The sequence below is a fragment of the Pseudidiomarina tainanensis genome (genome assembly GCF_900115255.1).
GTDB lineage: Bacteria > Pseudomonadota > Gammaproteobacteria > Enterobacterales > Alteromonadaceae > Pseudidiomarina > Pseudidiomarina tainanensis.
In genome coordinates, this window is the sequence record NZ_FOYU01000001.1 from 542,079 (window position 1) to 560,813 (window position 18,735).

Genomic DNA, 18,735 nt, shown 5'->3' on the forward strand with positions numbered 1-18,735 from the left:
CGTTGGGTAATAGTTACGCTTGGTAACTATTGCAGCTTCGTTATATCTATCACGTAAAAAGGACACCATCATGAATGCGTTTGGCGAAGGCCAGATCCCCGTTGTATTGCAGAAGGTGGCTGATCTGATTCAGCAGCGCGCCACCAATCGAGCCGATTTGATCACCGATTTTGCGATGAGGTTATTCCGCAATATCTCACCGGATGATCTGTCGCTGCGCAATGACAGCGATATGTATGGTGCGGTGATGGGGTTGTGGCATAGCTTCAACGATTACATTCCTGGTGAAAAAGCACTCATCAAAATTTATAACCCAGAAGTGGCACGTCACGGCTGGGAGTCAGCGCATACCATCATTGAAATTATTCAATCGGATAGTCCATTTATGGTGGACTCAATTCGTATGGCGTTGTCACGCCTAGGCATCACTTCGCATTTATTGTTGCATTTACCAATTAGCCACAAGCGTGATGCTGATAACAATATTGTTGAGTTATTAAAAGCCGGCACGCGTAATGACGACAATGAAGTCGATACGGTATTTTTGATTGAGGTTGATCGCCAAACCAGTAAAGAAGCAATTACCACGCTTAAAAAAGAATTAGCGTCGGTCATGGATGAAATTAATTTATCCGTTTCAGACTGGTTACCAATGCGTGAGCGCTTGAGTGAAATAGCGCAAAGTCTCAGTGACATTAAATACCCTGGCGACCAACAGCAATTAAAAGAAGCGCAGCGTTTTTTAAGTTGGTTAGCGCAAGATAATTTCACCTTAATGGGTTATCGTCGTTACGATTTGAAGCCAGTTGAAGGCGATTACGTTATTCGCCAAAACGTTGAATCTAGTCTTGGCTTAATGCGCAAGAGTGCAACCAACAAAGACCGTTTGGTTTCTTCATTGCCAGAAGTTGCGAGAGATATGACGTTTGATGAGAATATTCTATTACTCACCAAAACCAACACCAAATCACGTGTACACCGTCCTGCTTATTGCGACTACATTGGTGTGAAACGCTTTGATAAGAACGGTAAAGTTATTGGCGAAGATCGTTTCATTGGGCTGTATTCAAGCAGCTTCTACAACAATAGTGCCCGCGATGTTCCATTAGTTGGCGATAAAATCCGTCGCGTCATGGAAGATTCAGGCTTCGCTCCAAACTCGCATGCAGCGAAAGCACTGCTAAATATTCTTGAAACTTACCCGCGTGACGAAATTGTTCAAGCTTCTGAAGATGATTTGCTCGAAGTAGGGCTGGGCGTTTTGCAGATGCAAGAGCGCGATATGACGCGCGTATTCGTGCGTCGCGATATTTTTGGTCGCTTCGCTTCGTGCATGGTCTACGTTCCGAAAGAGCGCTACAACACTTTGTTACGACAAAAGACGCAGCAAATTCTTGCACGCACGTTAGCAAGCAACAGTGAAGTCGATTTTACCACCTATTTCTCAGAATCATCGCTGGCTAGAACGCATTATACCGTTCGCCTTGGCGCACACGTACAGGACATTGACGTGAAAGAACTTGAACAGAATCTAATTGAAGCGGCACGTACTTGGGAAGACAATTTCGAGCGTATTTTAAGTAGTACTTTCGGTGAAGCAAAAGCGAATGCATTAAATAAAAAGTATGCCAACGCGTTCCCACGCGCCTATAAAGAAGAAGTTTTGCCTTCTGTCGCAATTGCCGATATTGCGCAGGTAGAAGCACTCGATGACGATCACAAATTGGGAATGTTGTTCTATCGTTCGCGTGAAGAGAACGAAACAAGCAAAAAGATTCGTCTGAAATTATTCCATAAAGACGAGCCAATTCACTTGTCTGACGTACTGCCAATGCTCGAGAATTTCGGGTTACGCATTATCGGTGAAAGCCCATACCAAATTAAAACCTCGGATGGTGGCGTTTTCTGGATCCTTGATTTCCAAATGCTACACAGCAATGCCAAGCTTGATTTGGAAGCCAGCCGTGACGTGTTCCAGAATGCATTTGCTCAGGTTTGGGATGGTCACTACGAGGACGATGGTTTCAACCGGTTGGTATTAAGTGCTGGTTTAACAGGTCGCCAAGTTGTTATTTTGCGTATGTTCGCCAAGTACATGCGCCAAATTGGCACCACATTCAGTCAATCATACATTGAAAGCACGTTCAGCAAATACCCATTGATTGCAAAATTAATTGTTAAACTGTTTTACTCAAAATTCGATCCGAAAGAAAAGAGCCGAGACAAGAAAATTGAAGCGTTGGAAGCTCGTATTAGTTCTGAGCTAGAAAACGTCGCTAACCTCGATGACGACCGTATCATTCGTCGTTATGTTGAATTGATTTTGGCGGCACTTCGCACCAACTTCTTCCAAGCTGATGCACAGGGTAACGAGAAACCATACATTTCTGTGAAATTTATGCCAGAAATGATTCCAGAAATGCCTTTGCCATTACCGAAGTATGAAATTTTTGTCTATTCACCACGCGTTGAAGGTGTTCATTTGCGCGGTGGTAAAGTTGCTCGTGGTGGTTTGCGTTGGTCAGACCGTCGTGAAGATTTCCGTACTGAGGTGCTTGGGCTAGTTAAAGCGCAACAAGTTAAGAATACGGTGATTGTACCAGTAGGCGCGAAAGGTGGTTTCTTCTGTAAACACTTGCCAGAAGAGCGTGATGCGTTTTTTGAAGAAGGTAAAGCATGTTATCGCACCTTTATCCGCGCTTTACTTGATATCACCGATAACATTGTCAACGGCGAAGTTGTGCCACCAACCGACGTTGTTCGTCACGATGAAGATGACACCTATTTAGTTGTTGCAGCCGATAAAGGTACCGCAACGTTCTCAGATATCGCGAACGGTATTTCGGCTGAGTATAATTTCTGGTTGGGCGATGCTTTTGCCTCTGGTGGTTCAGTTGGCTATGACCATAAGAAAATGGGGATTACCGCACGCGGTGCATGGGAGTCAGTTAAGCGTCATTTCCGTGAAATCGGAATTGATTGCCAAACAACTGATTTTACAGCGGTAGGTATTGGCGACATGGCAGGTGACGTATTTGGCAATGGCATGCTGCTATCAAAGCATACGCGCCTAGTTGGTGCGTTTAACCACATGCACATTTTCGTGGACCCGAACCCAAATGCGGAAAAAACTTATGCTGAACGCCAGCGTATGTTCCAATTGCCACGTTCATCCTGGGAAGATTTCGACAAATCATTAATTTCAGAAGGCGGCGGCATTTTCTCGCGCAGCGCAAAAGCGATTGAGCTGTCACCTGAGATGAAGAAACTGTTTAATACGCAGAAGAAATCGTTTACGCCAAATGAATTAATCAAAGCATTATTAACGCTGAACGTTGATCTGTTATGGAACGGCGGTATCGGTACTTACGTTAAATCTGCCAAAGAAAGTGACAGTGACGTTGGTGACCGCGCAAATGATGCTTTACGTGTGAATGGTAAAGAACTACGCGCGAAGATTGTGGGCGAGGGTGGTAACCTAGGATTCACCCAGTTAGGTCGTATTGAATATGCACGTACAGGTGGACGTATCAATACTGACGCAATTGACAACGTTGGTGGTGTCGACTGTTCAGATAACGAAGTTAACATTAAGATTTTGCTGAACGGTTTAGTTGCGAATGGCGATTTAACTCGTAAGCAGCGCGATCAGTTACTTTACGATATGACCGACGAAGTATCGCAAATTGTAATCAAAGATTGTTTCCGTCAGTCCCAATCAATTTCAGTGACCGCGATTCGTGGCTCTGATCAGGTGAAAGAATTACAGCGCTTTATTCATCATTTAGAGCGTGAGGGGCAGTTAAATCGTGCCTTAGAATTCTTGCCAGATGACGATGAGCTAGCTGAACGTCAGGCGCAAGGCAAAGGCTTTACCCGTCCTGAGTTGGCAGTTATTACAGCTTACGGCAAAATGGTCCTAAAAGAGCAGTTGCTTGATGATGCGATTATGTCGGATCCATTCCACGCGCGCTCATTGATTAATGCGTTCCCTAAACCGTTACAAGAGAAGTATGCCGATGCAATGGAAAATCACCCATTGCGTGCGCAGATTATCGCAACGCGCTTGGCGAATAACATCGTTAACGACATGGGGCCTAACTTTGTTTACCGTAAAGTAGATGCGACCGGCTCAACTGAAGCTGAAGTTGCCTCAGCCTATGTGGTTGCGCGTGAATGTTTCGATTTGCGCGGTTTGATGGAGCAAATTGAAGTTGGTAATAACAAAATCCCTGCTGACGTCCAGAATAACATGTTATTCCAGTTACGCCGTGTGGTACGCCGCGCGACGCGTTGGTTCTTGCGTCATCGCAACCCGAATTTGACAACAATTCAAGAGCATTTGGATTTCTACAAGGCAAGTTTTGACGATTTGCGTAAGAATGTGCTGAATTACTTAGTCGACGATGAGCGTGCGCAAATTGAAAAACAAATCGATAAGCTGCAAGCGCAGGGCGTACCAGCAAAACTGGCGCATAATATTGGCACCTTAAGTACCTTGTTCTCGGCGTTGGATATTGCTGACATTACCAATGAAACAGGACGTAAAGTGGGCACCGTTGCACAAGCGTACTTTAATCTTGGTTCGCGTGTGTCATTACACTGGTTCCTTGATCAAATTAATAGTCAACCGGTGGATAACCATTGGCAAGCACTTGCTCGAGCGGCCTTCCGCGAAGAGCTTGATTGGCAGCAACGTTCATTAACCATGAGCATGTTAAAAGCGGCTGATGCCAAGAAAGACGCCAATGAAATCGTTCAATCTTGGTTATCTGACAATAAAGTGTACGTCGACCGTTGGTTAGTTATGTTGTCAGATTTCCGCACAACAAAAACGCATGAGTTCGCCAAGTTCTCGGTCGCGTTACGTGAGTTAATGTTATTAAACCATAACTGTACGGCGGTCAGCGCTTAATATGTATGGATTAATGCGCAAGTGGCTGTTCAGCAAAGATGCTGAACAGTCACATGACTTCACGCTAAATATGCTCAAACGGTTTGCGCACACGCCTGTATCATTGGCATGGCGCCAACGGTTGCAAAGCAAACCGGTTCGCGTAATAGGTATCGATTTCCCGAATCCGGTCGGATTAGCTGCCGGACTGGATAAAAATGCCGAGTGTATTGATGCGTTTGCACAAATGGGCTTTGGTTTTATAGAAGTAGGAACCGTGACACCGCGACCTCAGCCGGGGAATCCAAAGCCTCGTTTATTTCGCATTGTTGAAAAGGAAGCCATTATTAATCGAATGGGTTTCAACAATTTAGGTGTCGACCACCTACTAGAGCAGGTGCAATTAGCACAGTACAAAGGCGTATTAGGTATCAATATTGGTAAAAATAAGGATACCCCCGAAGCCGAAGCAGTTCAGGACTATTTGCATTGTATGCGCAAAGTATATTCACTGGCGAGTTATATCACCGTGAATATATCATCGCCGAACACGCCAGGATTACGTGAGTTTCAGCATGGAAGTGCATTACATGACCTACTTTCGGCGTTGAAAGAAGAACAGAAACAACTCGCACAACAGCATGATAAATATGTACCTATTGCAGTTAAAATTGCGCCTGATTTAACTGATGACGGTATTCGAGCAATTACAGACGCACTCATTACACACGAAATCGATGCAGTTATCGCGACCAATACCACCTTGAGTCGCGATGCCGTGGCTGGCTTGCCTTATGCTGATGAAGCGGGTGGCTTAAGTGGTCGAGTGCTATTTGATAGCAGCACGCATGTTGTAAAAATTATTGCCGAGCATGCGAACGGCAAACTGCCGATAATTGCTGTTGGCGGTATTGATAGTGCAGAGGCTGCGCAAGCGAAGTTACAAGCGGGTGCTAGTTTAGTACAAATCTATACTGGCTTTATCTATCATGGTCCGCAATTAGTTCGCAATATTGTGAATGCCTTGTAAAACGAATTAGATTTCGATATTTTAACGGTTATCTAACAACACATAGCTAATTACAACTATAAAGGTAATCGTGTGCACACAACTTCGCAATGGCGATGGATTTACGATCCAGAGCAACAACAATTGCAAATAGAGCTTGAACAAGGCGTATTTCATAATGCGCCTTACAAGCCTTCGAAGTTGGTTCCGTTGTATGCCATGAATGCTGCATTTTCCATGGAGGATGCGGCAACTTTTCAAAGCTTTTTTGATGCATTAGAAGCATCCAACTGCCTATCACCGACGGTCATTCTTGCTGCGGCACTAAATCACACCATTTATCAACGCTTCGGGCGGCCGCAAATGCCGCAAAGCTGGTATTTTCAAACAGCTGAACATCCCCTTGATAGCGCGTTAGAAATTGGCACATTAGTTCGGCTTAACTCGGGTTTGGCCGATGTTCTTTGTGCTATCAGTTCAATCGAAGGCGAGTTTGTCGAATGTCTTGTATTAGCCGACGAATTTCCGCTGTCAGACATTAAAGTATTACGTCAATACGATGTGATTAAAGTAATGCCCAATCGTCTTCAACCTGCATTGAGTCAATCTCAATCGACTACTGACACCCTACGACAAGCTTAATTTGCTATGTGGTATCGCAGTTTAATCGCCGGAATTTGCTGTATGACCAGTTATACCGTCAGTGCTGAATCAATCACTCTTCGCATAATGGCAACCAGTGATGTGCATGGTCACTTCACCGGATATAACTATTTCACTCGGGAACGTGAGTCGAAAGGACTCGTTCATACGGCTGCTTTAATCGACCAACAACGAGCATCCGCAGATATCAGTCTATTAATTGAAAACGGTGATTTAATTCAAGGCTCACCGTTTACAGACTATATGGTTGCTGCAGCGACTTCTGAAACACAGTTGCCATTAGCCGAGTTGCTGAATCGAATGCAATATGATGCCGTTAATCTGGGGAATCACGAGTTCAATTATGGCTTAGAATATTTGTCGCGTGCATACTCTGGTGTATCAGCGCCCATTTTAAGTGCCAATTTAACAGCTACCTCAGAATTCGCTAAGCAACATTTAAATCTTCAACCATTTGTTGTGATTCCGAGAACGGTATCCACAAGTGTTGACGATACCGCACAAGCATTCACCGTTAATATAGGTTTAGTCGGTGTTTTACCACCGCAAATCATGCAGTGGGATGCCCATCATTTGCGCAATCATGTCAACGTCGAATCGATGGTCGCTGCCGCCCAGCGAGCAGTTGAAGGAGCGCGCCAAGCAGGTGCGGACGTCGTTATTCTGGTGGCACATACGGGAATGCCAAAGCAAACTTCAAACGGGCAAGATAGTGAACAGGGCGTTTGGGGGCTTGCTCAGTTAGACGGCATAGATGCGATTATATTCGGCCATCAACACGAAATATTTCCTGGCACGGATAGCTACGATTTACTCGCGCATGTTAATAGCGAAAAGGGAACGATCTTTGGGATTCCGGCCGTTCAACCTGGCTTACATGGCGAGTATTTGGGTGTTATCGATTTCGTGTTTCATTACGCCGCTGCCGAAAAGCGTTGGGTAGTGAAATCTAAATCGGCATCAGTAAAACCGGTGACAGCTGAACGCGATGGGGAACTCACTGCACAGTTAGAGCCTGCGCATCGAGCGACTTTAGCTTTCATGCAACAGGCCATCGGGCAAACTCAAGCGCCTTTGAGTCAAGAGTATGCGCGATTAGAGCCTACGTTAGCGATGCAGTTTATACACGATGCTCAACTTTGGTATATCGAGCGCTATGCACATACAAACGCCGAACTGGCGTGGACAAATTTACCACGATTAAGCGCGGTCGCGCCGTTTCATGCGGCTATTAATGAAGCGACAAGTGCTAATGGTGCCTACACTGCAATTGAAGCTGGGCCAGTAACCCTTGGCGACATTGGCGATTTGTACCGTTATCCCAATACATTGGATGTCGTTGTGGTTAGCGGAGCAAATCTAAAACAATGGTTAGAACAATCAGCAAAAGCGTTACAATCTGGCAATCAAGACGACCCTTGGAGCTGGCTTGACTCTGAGATTCCGTCTTATCAATTCGATACATTTAGCGGGATCAATTACCGTATCGATCCAACCCAGCCAATTGGTAAACGCGTGCAGACAATTCCTGCTTTGAATGACGAGCAACAGTACGCTGTAGTTACAAATAATTATCGCGCGAATGGCGGTGGCGATTTTGCTGGGTTAAATGGTAAGCAGATTGTTTATAGTAGCCCAGATCAAATTCAGCATATTTTGATTGAATATATGCGGTGGTTAGGCGAGGAGGGCTATACCGCCACGCTAAATAAAAACTGGGAAATTGAAAAGCAAGAGCGTTATTAGATATTGGATATTAGATATTAGAAAGTGATGTTTGGATTTAGCTAATATCTAATATCTAATAGCTAATATCTTATTTTGAGTATTCGAAAGGATTGGTTGCGGGGGCAGGATTTGAACCTACGACCTTCGGGTTATGAGCCCGACGAGCTACCAGACTGCTCCACCCCGCGTCCGATGCTGCGCATGTTATAGCGTGATATAGGCAAACGCAAGTAATGATTGAATCGTTCGCCTAATAAATAAACGATTCCCGTTCAACCGCTTAATAAACCATCAATTCCGATAATACACACAATACATGGCAGTGTGAGTCCGTTATAATAAGGGCATGTTACACAACTTAGAAACATCCATGACCACAACGTCAACGTCACTTCGCTTATTTGCAACTTGCGCCAAAGGGCTTGAACCTCTTTTATTTGATGAATTAAACCAACTTGGTGTCAACGAAGTTCGGCAAACTGCCGGCGGTTGCTGGTTTCAGGGTGTTCTAACAGACGCATATCGTGTTTGTTTATGGACACGTTTAGCTAACCGCGTGTTATTGACCCTTGGCGAGGCGTTTATAAAACGTGCACAAGATATTCCTATTGCAGTTGCGCAAACGCCGTGGGAGCAAGTCTTTCGCTCAGATCAAACCTTCGTAATCGATTTCAGTGGACGTAGTCATGAAATTCGCCACACACAATTTGGTGCACAGCTGATTAAAGATGGCATTGTTGACCGTTTTCGTGAGCAAGAATTATCGCGGCCGAATGTATCCAAAGAATTGCCAGACATTCGAATTAACGCACATATTCAAAAAGATAAATTAACCTGGTATCTGGATCTTTCTGGTGAAAGCTTACACAAACGTGGTTATCGCCAGCAGCAGGGAACGGCACCGCTACGCGAAACACTTGCCGCAGCTGTGGCTATACGTAGCGGCATGACGCAAAACACGAATGTGGTACTTGACCCGTTTTGTGGTTCAGGCACCATTCTGCTTGAAGCGGCCATGATTCGCCTTGACCGTGCACCTGGTTTAACTCGCGCCGAGTGGGGGTTTCAACAGTGGGCGGGTCATGACGAATCAGTGTGGCAGCAGGTATTAAGCGCCGCGCAGCAACGCTTTGAAACAGCACTTGCGCAATCTAAAGCGCGTTTTATTGGCTATGACAGTGATGCCAAAATGCTTGCCATCGCTGAACAAAACGCAATGCGACTTGGCATTGAAGAATTATGTCATTGGCAAACGATGAATGCCGAACAAGTAACTGCACCGCTTGAATTAACTGCTGGCGACAGCACGCCACTACTTATTTGTAACCCGCCTTATGGTGAACGATTAGGCGAGGAGATAGAAACGCTTCTATTATATCGGCGTTTCGGTGCACAACTGCGTGAGCATTTCCAAGGTTGGCAGGTAGGTGTGTTAGCGGGAGATGATACGCTGTTAAAACGCATGAAGTTACGAAGTCAGCGTAAATATAAGCTGTTTAATGGTGCTATCGAGACCACTTTAGCGCTTTATGACTTAACTCAAGAGCAACCAGAGTTTACTACAACGCAATCCAGCGATTTGGCGAATAGACTCCGTAAAAACTGGCAAAAATTCGAAAAATGGGCGGCAAAAGAAGGGGTTAACGCATGGCGGCTATATGACGCTGATCTCCCTGAATATAACGCGGCCGTTGATGTTTATGATGATTGCTTGGTTATTCAAGAGTATGCAGCACCCAAAGATATTCCTGAGGCGGTCGCGAAGGATAGACTGTGGTATTTGATCGATACGCTTGCGCAAGAATTACCATTTGCGGCTGAAAATATGACATTGAAAGTCCGTCAGAAGCAATCGGGTAAGCAACAGTATCAAAAACAAGAGCCGCGCGGCTTGGTTCGTGTCGTTCATGAGTACGATGCGCAATTTGAAGTGAATTTAAGCGATTACCTCGATACTGGTCTATTTCTTGATCATCGCTGGGCTCGTCGTGAACTCGGTAAACTGAGCCATGACAAATCGGTACTTAATTTGTTCGCTTATACCTGCTCAGCTTCTGTGCATGCCGCTTTAGGCGGCGCAAATGACGTCACCTCGGTTGATTTATCAAAGACTTATTTGGCATGGGGGCAGCGTAACTTTACCCTCAATAAACTATATGGTCGCCAATATCAGTTCGTACAAGCAGATTGTCTACAATGGCTACGCGAACAACGTCCGCAACAACGTTACGATGTAATTTTTCTTGATCCGCCAACATTTTCTAATTCAAAACGTATGGAAGATGTTCTCGATATTCAGCGTGATCACGTCATGCTGCTTAAATTAGCCGCACGTTTATTAAAAGATAACGGAGTTATTTTATTTTCGAATAATAAACGGCGTTTCAAGTTAGATGAAGAATTGCTATCGGAGGCTTATCTGGTCGCAGATGATTTAACCAAGCGCTCAATCTCTCCTGATTTCGCGCGTCACAAAGGCATCCATCATTTGTTCAAGGTACGCCAGAGTGACTGATTTTTATTTATTAACCAAACCGAATTGTCCGTTGTGTGATGAAGCTCTACGAATGCTACATCAAGCACAGCCAGAGCACCCGATTCGATTGCATATCGTAGATATTTCAGAGCAACAAGAGCTCCAACAGGAATATGCTTGGTTAATTCCGGTATTAATTCGCGCCCGCGATGACGCCGAAATGCGCTGGCCGTTTGCACAACCGCTCGAGGAATTTTTGAATTCATGAATTTAGTCCGTTTACATCAAGCACAACTGGCCTTTGGTAACGATCCAATTCTCGATCACGCCGATCTTGTCATCGAATCAGGCGAACGGGTCTGTATTGTTGGCCGTAATGGGGCGGGCAAATCAACTTTATTGAAAGTTATCGCCGGCGAGGTGTTACTTGACGACGGTGAAGTGCAGGTGGTCGGCGAGACCGTTGTAGCGCGCTTACCACAAGATCCACCGGCCAATTCATCGCAATCAGTTTACGACTATGTAGCTGAAGGACTGGCTGATGTTGGCGCTGTGCTACAGCAATACCATCATGCAGTGCTTGAGTTAAATGAAAATCCGACCAACGACGCGATATTACAGCGCATGGCGAGCTTACAAACGGCAATCGAGGCCGCGGATGGTTGGCAATTACAGTCGCGAATCGAGAGTATTTTAAGCCAACTGGAGTTACCGGAGGATGCGACCATGGATTCGCTCTCGGGTGGTTGGTTACGCCGTGTTGCTTTGGCTCGTGCGCTTGTCGTGAATCCAGATTTGCTATTGCTTGATGAGCCAACCAACCATTTAGATGTGGAAATGGTGACATGGCTTGAATCAATAGTGAAAGAATTTCGTGGTGCGGTGCTCTTTATTAGTCACGACCGAGCATTTATTCGTAACTTAGCAACGCGCATCATTGACCTTGATCGAGGTAATTTAACGAGCTTTCCAGGTAACTACGAAAAGTACTTAACAGCGAAACAAGAACAGTTAGAAATCGAAGCCAATCAAAATGCTGAATTTGATAAAAAATTAGCCCAGGAAGAAGCTTGGATTCGACAGGGTATTAAAGCGCGACGTACTCGTAACGAAGGCCGGGTTAGGGCACTCCAAGCGTTACGTAAAGAGCGTCAAGCTCGCCGTGCGCAGCAAGGTTCTGCCAAATTAGCAGTTCAAGAAGCTAATCGTTCAGGTAAGTTAGTATTTGAAGGTGAAAACCTACAACTTCAATTTGATAACAAAGTTATTCTTCGTGATTTTAATTTAACCCTACAGCGGGGCGACAAACTTGCACTAGTTGGTCCGAACGGCTGTGGTAAAAGTACATTAATTCGTGTGTTATTGGGTCAACAAGAGGTTGATTCAGGCAAGGTCAAGCGTGGTACGAATTTAGAAGTTGCATACTTTGACCAACACCGCGCGCAATTGAATCCTGAACTTTCAGTTGCCGAAAATATCGGTGATGGTAAACAGGATGTGACCTACAACGGTAAAACTCGCCATATATTAAGTTATTTACAGGACTTTTTATTTTCTCCCAAGCAAGCGCGGACACCGGTCAAAGCATTGTCTGGTGGTGAACGAAACCGAGCATTATTGGCGCGATTATTTCTGCAACCGAGTAACTTTTTAATTCTGGACGAACCAACCAACGATCTAGATATTGATACGCTTGAACTGTTGGAGCAAATTGTCGCCGATTATCAAGGAACAGTTATTCTGGTTAGTCACGACAGAGAGTTTGTTGATAACACCGCCACCAGCGTGCTGCTTTTTGAAGGCGAGGGCGTTATTACAGAGATTTTTGGCGGCTTCACTGAAATTAATCATTATCTCAATGAAAAGCAGGGAACTAAATTATCGGAAACTCGGTCAGACAAGCCAGAATCGAAGCCGCGGGCTTCTGCTGAGCCAAAGAAAAAGTTATCCTACAAGTTGCAACGTGAGTTGGATATGCTTCCCGAACACATTGCAGCGCTTGAACAAGAACAAGAACAATTAGAGCAACAAGCAAATAAGCCTGATTTTTATAATCAGCCGCATACGGTAACTGCGCCTGTGCTAGAACGCTTAGGTGAGTTAGAGAATGAGCTGATGGCAGCGCTAGAGCGCTGGGATGAATTAGAAAATTTACAACAAGAGAGCAGTTAAGCCGTCTATGAAACAGTTTAAAACCCAAATACTTGTCGCAACCATTGCCGCATCATTAAGTGGTATGGCTGCGGCTCAAAATTACACCGTTCAACGGATTACCACACCAGACACAGTGCAAAATGCCTATGGCGTTGCAATCAATGATCAAGGCTTAACAGCTCTACATATGCGTATGCCGTTGGCGGCAGAGCTTGATTTCAATTTAATTAGTGACTCGTTACTGGCTGAATCTGGAATTTCAACCGAATTCGACCCGACGACTGATGAACTGACATATCGCCAATACTTAGCGTTAGTGCAACGGTTAGACGATCGGTTTAATGGTGCGTTAACATCGCTGCGATTAGCGGTTAATTTTGCCGGTGATTACGATGGACAATCCGTATCCATGCCAGCATTGCTCAACACCGCTGGTGATGGTGCATCAAGCCAATTAAATTCGGCTGATCATCAATTTTTGGGTTTGAATCAAAATAATATTCGCGTTGGCATCGCTAGTGCGCCGTATACGCGCTTTGATCATACCTATCAACCAGAAGCACAAGAAGGGCAAGAAACGCCTGATCCGGTAACCATTAATTACGCAAGACGTGACTTCACCAGCCGTGCTTTATGGTACGACGGTACCAATCATCAATTGCTAGAACCAACTGAGCAAACACTTTTAGGTGGTGAGTCAGGGCTTTTCGATATTAATGAAAATAACGTTGCGGTTGGTTTTCAAAGTGTTGCATTAACGCCACAGGCACAAACACGTATTGCGTCGTGTTTAGAGTTTGAGAGTGACCCATCATCGGCGGCAACGCCTTATACCTGTGCATGGGGGGCTTGGCATACTTATCAAAATGGAACGGCAAGTAACTTAAGTTCATTTAATGGCGCACAGTTATCAACAAATAGCACGATTTATGACGTTCACGCCACAGTTTGGCAACTTGATGCGCAAGGCGGTGTTGTGAGTCAAACAACTTACGCCCCGTTAATGGAACGTCTTGAAGACGATGAGTTTGTATGGTCGACCTACGCGTACGCAGTAAATAACAACGGCATTGCTGTTGGCCAGAGTTGGACCTACTTTGGTGCGGAACCAGTCGTTGGTGGGCGGATTAAAATGCCGGCGATATTTGTCGACGGTGAGACACGCCCAGTAACTACGAATGAGGATTACCTGTGGGGTGCAGCGACCGATATTAACGATGACGATATTGCCATCGGTTATGTGTTGCAGAACATCCAAGGCACGCGTCGTGCGGTTCCGTTCACTTACTCAGTACAAGATGATACGTTTACAACGTTACCAACCTTATTTAACGGGTCAGCAACGTATCCAAATGCGATTAATAATCAGGGCATCATCGTTGGCAGTGCTGAAGTTGATACGCAGATTGATTCGACACGTCGCCGAGCTGGTTACTATTTTGACCTAAATAACCCTGAACAGGGGTTAATTAATCTTAATGAAGCTATTGGCTGTGATTCGGATTACTTTATTGTATCGGGTGATTCAATCAACGAACAAAACCAGATTTTGGTCACGGCGACAACCGAGCGCGAATATACCGATGAAAATGGTGATGTTCGCCGCGAGCAGGTTGCTGAAACACTGATTTTGAATCCTGAAAGTGGCGAGTTTACGGGTTGCACAACCGAAGAAGATAAGATTGTTCGTCAAGGTGCGGCAGTGAGTCCTTGGGGTATTTTTTCTATGTTATTGATTGGTGGTCTTATTACACTTAGACGCAAATTTACCGCCTAACTAAACAAGTTATTCTAAGTAATTTATCATTAATAAACGGCGTGTTTTCATTGACTTAAAAGGTCGCTCGAAAATACGTCGTTTTTTTCGTTTGAACTCCCGTACAGAATTGCTATCTATTAAATAGAGCGTCAAAAAATCTCGCAAACTTTCTAAGAAATATTGCTAACAGAAACATCGTCGACGCTCTCTTAAAAATAGTTAGATGAACAAAAACTGGACGAGGAAGTGAACTATGAAACGACAAAAACGCGATCGCCTAGAACGTGCGCATGCACAAGGTTTTAAAGCCGGAGTATCTGGTCGTTCAAAAGAACTATGTCCCTACCAGAATCAAGACGTACGGTCACAGTGGTTAGGCGGTTGGCGAGATGCCATGGAAGCGCGAGGTGGCGGTTTATTCCGCTAGAACCAGAATCTAAAAAATCCTAAATGAAAGCCCGCGAAGCGGGCTTTTTACATTTTTGAATCAATTAAAATGTTGAGGTGTCGGTGAATAAACCAACTTTGAGATCTTTTGCGGTGTAAATTGTTTTCCCATCAACTTCCACACGTCCATCAGCAATCCCCATATACAAAGAGCGCTTGAGTACGCGTTTCATATCAATGAAATAGCTGACTTTTTTGGCGGTTGGCAAGATTTGCCCAGTGAATTTAACTTCACCCACACCCAGCGCACGACCACGGCCAGGACCACCCAGACAAGCTAAAAAGAAACCAGTGAGTTGCCACATTGCATCCAAACCTAAACAGCCAGGCATAACAGGATCGCCAATAAAGTGACAATCGAAGAACCATAGGTCTGGATTGATATCCAATTCTGCATGAATATAGCCTTTACCATAGGCGCCGCCGTCTTCAGTAATTTCAACCACGCGATCCATCATCAGCATGTTAGGAGCGGGGAGTTGGCTATTGCCTGGACCAAACATTTCGCCGCGGCCACAGGCAAGGAGTTCTTCGCGAGTAAAGCTAGATTGTTTCATAAATACCTTGTTGAGTGTTGCGTTTCACAGATGTAACGCCTATCGAGTGATACGGATAGGCGCTAGATTAGCGAACACGTGTACGCTTAACAAGTCCGACTAGTATTAAGATGACCTAAAGATATCACTATCCTTAAAACCAACGTCGCCACCAAGACACTTCGCGCTCGATTTGTTGGAGCTCGTTTAACCGTTGTTCGATACGCGCATATAATTGTTTTTGCTCAGCTTGTGTCAACAGTTCAAGCGCTTCGCCAACGTGTTCAATCGCGTATACGTGAAATATTTCGTTATTCACAGCCTGAATAACATCGTCAGAAAGATTGAGCTGACTCAAATTCGCTGCAGGTATGATAACGCCCTGTTGGCCCGTTAAACCACGCGTACGGCACAACTCGAAATATCCCTCGATTTTTTCATTTACTGCACCAATAGCTTGGACTCGACCAAACTGGTCGACAGCACCAGTGATGGCCAAGCCCTGCTGAATGGGGGCTTCGGCAAGCGCTGATAACAAACAGCACAACTCCGCCAATGAAGCGCTATCGCCATCGACTTCATGGTATGACTGCTCAAATACAATAGTCGCTGAAAGCGCCATCGCTTCATTGCGTGCAAAAACATTGGCGATATAAGCGCTTAAGATCATCACGCCTTTGGTGTGAATACTACCGCTTAACTCAGACTTTCTATCGATATCGATAATGTCGCCGTCACCATAATGAACGGTGGCGGTGATGCGCGTCGGCTCGCCGAATTCATGACCACCTGCGGTAATCACGGTAAGCCCGTTAATTTGACCAACCACTTGGCCTTCAGTCGCAATATAAACTTGGCCTTCTATAATCGCGCGTCGACTCAACTCGGCAATATATCCGTCACGTTCGTGGCGTTGTTTCAAGGCTTGATGAATGTCTCGTGCCGAAATTTTGTCATTCCCGATCGCTTGCGCAAGCGCACAGGCTTCGCGCATCAGTTGCATGATAGCTATCGTATCGAGTGATAATTCAGTTTGAAAATCGGTGATACGCGTGACAAATTTAAATAATGCTGCGTACGCATCAGGCTCTAGCGGCAATACGGCTGATTCACGTTCAACATAGCTCAAGTAATCAAAGTAGGGGGCTAGTGGCGCGTTTTGTAACGAGTAATGACTCGAAAAATCAGCCAAATATGGAAATAAATTATCAAAATCGCGATCAAGCTCGCGTAATTGGGCATAAATATCGCGCTCACCCAATAACAGTACTTTAATATGCACCGGAATAGCTTCCGGTTGATAATAAGCTGCAATATTAGCGTCGCCTGGCTGTGGCCAATGAAATTCGCTGGTGCGCAAGATGTACTTTAGCTTTCGCCATAAACCTGGCTGAATTAATAACTCTTCCGCATCAATCGCAAGAACACCACCATTGGCTTTCAAAACCGCACCAGCTTCAATCAAGTGTAAGTCGGAAGAGATTGTGCCTTCCACACTTTGGAGTCGAATACTGCCAAATAGGCTGGCTTCAGTAACGCGATCGCACAAAATAAAAGGCTCATTTTCGCTGTGCGTCACAATGATTGTTGCCAGTTCAGAGCCAGGTAAATCTTCGAAAGTTTTATCAATCACCAACGCGATGTATTTGGCGACTCGCTCGCTTGGAAATGTTTCTAGTATGAAATCACGTAAAGGGCTACGAATAGAAACATCTGCTTGCAATAACTCCCATAATTTCACTAAAAAATCGTTGGCTTTACCACTCGGTAAATTAACGCATAGCGGTTCATATGCTGATTCTGGATTGGCAACGTATACCCAATCGAATTTATTTGCGTGTAACCATTGTTGTTTCGATTCAACCTCATTGAGAACGTCATACGTGCGCATGCCGGCGGGTGTGACGACAAACCCATGAGCGTAACGTCCGCCAATGCTCAATGCTTGTTGTAACGCAGACAATGCCCGCTGTTGGCCCACTAGGGCGCTTGGCGACGTTGTCGAAGGGCGTTGGCTTGCCCATTCATTAATTTGTGGCTGTAGTGCTGTAGCAGCAATGCGCATATCTAATCTCCCTTATATGCTCTCATGATACCACCGTACGCGACTGAAGCCATGCTTTGCGTTTATTGCTGCGGAATAAATTCAAGCGGAATTGGCGTGATGTCATAGCCTTGCTGACGTAACAAGCTCAATAAACCATCAGTACCGCTTAAATGCCCAGCACCAACAGCAATAAACGTCGATTTTGCTGCAATTAGCTCAGGTAAATCCATCATCCAATTCTTATTTCGCTGGCTCAAAAAAGGTTGCTCGAACGTATCAAAATCATCTTGGGAGCGCATTACCTGAAAAAGTTTTTCACTATTATCTTCGAGATAAATCGCTTGTAGTTGTTGCAAATCTTCACGACTTTGCGAAGGTTCTACCGCCATGTCATATAACGCTTGAACTTGCTCTTGAAGCGGGATGCGGTCAAATAATGCGAGTTGCATGGCGACTGTTTCGAGCCCAACAATTGGTTTTTTAGTCACCTGAGCTTGTTGTATAAACAGTTCATCTAACAACAACGGATCTTGCTGGCAATTTAAAAAATGTTGGAGAAATAGGGCGTTGATAAAGATCGGCCGTAAGCTTTTGATTTGTTGATACCTATAACCCAGTTGATCTTCAATGATTGTCTTTAAGCGCTGTTGTTGTTCATTACTTAGGTGTTTCTCAAGGTAATTTGCTGGATGTTGTGCAACATTTTGCTGTAAGAAACGTTGTTGCTCATGATCCGTTAAATCAATTTCAACGACCAGTTGCTCGGAATCGGCAAATGCGTCAATAACAGAATTGGGTACTCGAACATCGGCATTGCAAATCATATGCATGGTGCCAAATAGATAAGCTGTTGGTTGCGTCTGATGTTCAACTTTAAAAAAGACGTTCGCAAAACTACAAGAACTAACAAACACAAACACTAAACCAATCACATATCTCATAACTGCGCTCCAGCTTTAAATTTAGCAATTCAATATAACTGACAGGGCTCAGATTTCGAATACGAATCCTCACCCAAATAC

12 protein-coding genes and 1 tRNA gene are annotated in these 18,735 nt (G+C 44.8%); 9 read left to right on the top strand and 4 right to left on the bottom strand.

The genetic code is table 11. The features are described from left to right. Positions 1-70: 70 nt before the first annotated feature. The 4 genes from BM292_RS02615 (at position 71) to BM292_RS02630 (ending at position 8,312) form a co-directional block, all read left to right on the top strand. Complete coding sequence (locus BM292_RS02615) at positions 71-4,915, top strand: NAD-glutamate dehydrogenase (protein ID WP_092854984.1); 4,845 nt, start codon at positions 71-73, stop codon at positions 4,913-4,915. 13 nt (positions 4,916-4,928) lie between these two features. Next, on the top strand, positions 4,929-5,924 hold the full coding sequence (locus BM292_RS02620; RefSeq protein WP_245751796.1) for a quinone-dependent dihydroorotate dehydrogenase: 996 nt from the start codon (positions 4,929-4,931) through the stop codon (positions 5,922-5,924). Positions 5,925-5,996: 72 nt separating this feature from the next. Continuing rightward, on the top strand, positions 5,997-6,545 hold the full coding sequence (locus tag BM292_RS02625; protein ID WP_165383884.1) for a cell division protein ZapC domain-containing protein: 549 nt from the start codon (positions 5,997-5,999) through the stop codon (positions 6,543-6,545). A gap of 42 nt (positions 6,546-6,587) precedes the next feature. Further along, the gene (locus BM292_RS02630) at positions 6,588-8,312 is read left to right on the top strand and encodes a 5'-nucleotidase C-terminal domain-containing protein (protein WP_177203775.1); all 1,725 of its coding nucleotides are present in this window, start codon (positions 6,588-6,590) and stop codon (positions 8,310-8,312) included. Positions 8,313-8,405: 93 nt separating this feature from the next. On the opposite strand, the gene BM292_RS02635 is transcribed toward BM292_RS02630, so the two are convergent. After that, positions 8,406-8,482, bottom strand: a tRNA-Met gene (locus BM292_RS02635). Between the two features lie 182 nt (positions 8,483-8,664). On the opposite strand from BM292_RS02635, the gene rlmKL reads away from it, so the two are divergent. The 5 genes from rlmKL to rmf all read left to right on the top strand — a co-directional run bounded on the left by rlmKL (position 8,665) and on the right by rmf (position 15,110). Beyond that, a complete protein-coding gene (gene rlmKL, locus BM292_RS02640; RefSeq protein WP_092854992.1) occupies positions 8,665-10,809 on the top strand; it encodes a bifunctional 23S rRNA (guanine(2069)-N(7))-methyltransferase RlmK/23S rRNA (guanine(2445)-N(2))-methyltransferase RlmL in 2,145 nt (714 codons plus the stop codon). Then, positions 10,802-11,038 (top strand): glutaredoxin family protein, encoded by a 237-nt coding sequence (locus BM292_RS02645; protein WP_092854994.1) that lies wholly within the window; start codon positions 10,802-10,804, stop codon positions 11,036-11,038. Before rlmKL ends, BM292_RS02645 begins: the two co-directional genes overlap by 8 nt. Next, positions 11,035-12,942 carry an ATP-binding cassette ATPase Uup gene (uup, locus tag BM292_RS02650; protein ID WP_092854996.1) on the top strand — a complete coding sequence of 636 codons (1,908 nt, stop codon included), beginning with the start codon at positions 11,035-11,037 and terminating at the stop codon, positions 12,940-12,942. Before BM292_RS02645 ends, uup begins: the two co-directional genes overlap by 4 nt. 7 nt (positions 12,943-12,949) lie before the next feature. Next, positions 12,950-14,701: a DUF3466 family protein gene (locus BM292_RS02655; protein WP_092854998.1), complete on the top strand. Its 1,752-nt coding sequence runs from the start codon at positions 12,950-12,952 to the stop codon at positions 14,699-14,701. A gap of 235 nt (positions 14,702-14,936) precedes the next feature. Continuing rightward, positions 14,937-15,110, top strand: coding sequence for a ribosome modulation factor (gene rmf, locus BM292_RS02660; RefSeq protein WP_092855000.1), 174 nt, complete (start codon positions 14,937-14,939; stop codon positions 15,108-15,110). A 64-nt stretch (positions 15,111-15,174) separates the two neighbouring features. Here rmf and fabA read toward each other — a convergent pair whose 3' ends face one another. The 3 genes from fabA to BM292_RS02675 all read right to left on the bottom strand — a co-directional run bounded on the left by fabA (position 15,175) and on the right by BM292_RS02675 (position 18,654). Then, the gene (fabA, locus tag BM292_RS02665) at positions 15,175-15,687 is read right to left on the bottom strand and encodes a 3-hydroxyacyl-[acyl-carrier-protein] dehydratase FabA (protein ID WP_092855002.1); all 513 of its coding nucleotides are present in this window, start codon (positions 15,685-15,687) and stop codon (positions 15,175-15,177) included. A gap of 133 nt (positions 15,688-15,820) precedes the next feature. Next, complete coding sequence (locus BM292_RS02670; RefSeq protein WP_092855004.1) at positions 15,821-17,731, bottom strand: AAA family ATPase; 1,911 nt, start codon at positions 17,729-17,731, stop codon at positions 15,821-15,823. Between the two features lie 62 nt (positions 17,732-17,793). Continuing rightward, on the bottom strand, positions 17,794-18,654 hold the full coding sequence (locus tag BM292_RS02675) for a TraB/GumN family protein (RefSeq protein WP_092855006.1): 861 nt from the start codon (positions 18,652-18,654) through the stop codon (positions 17,794-17,796). Between the last annotated feature and the right edge of the window lie 81 nt (positions 18,655-18,735).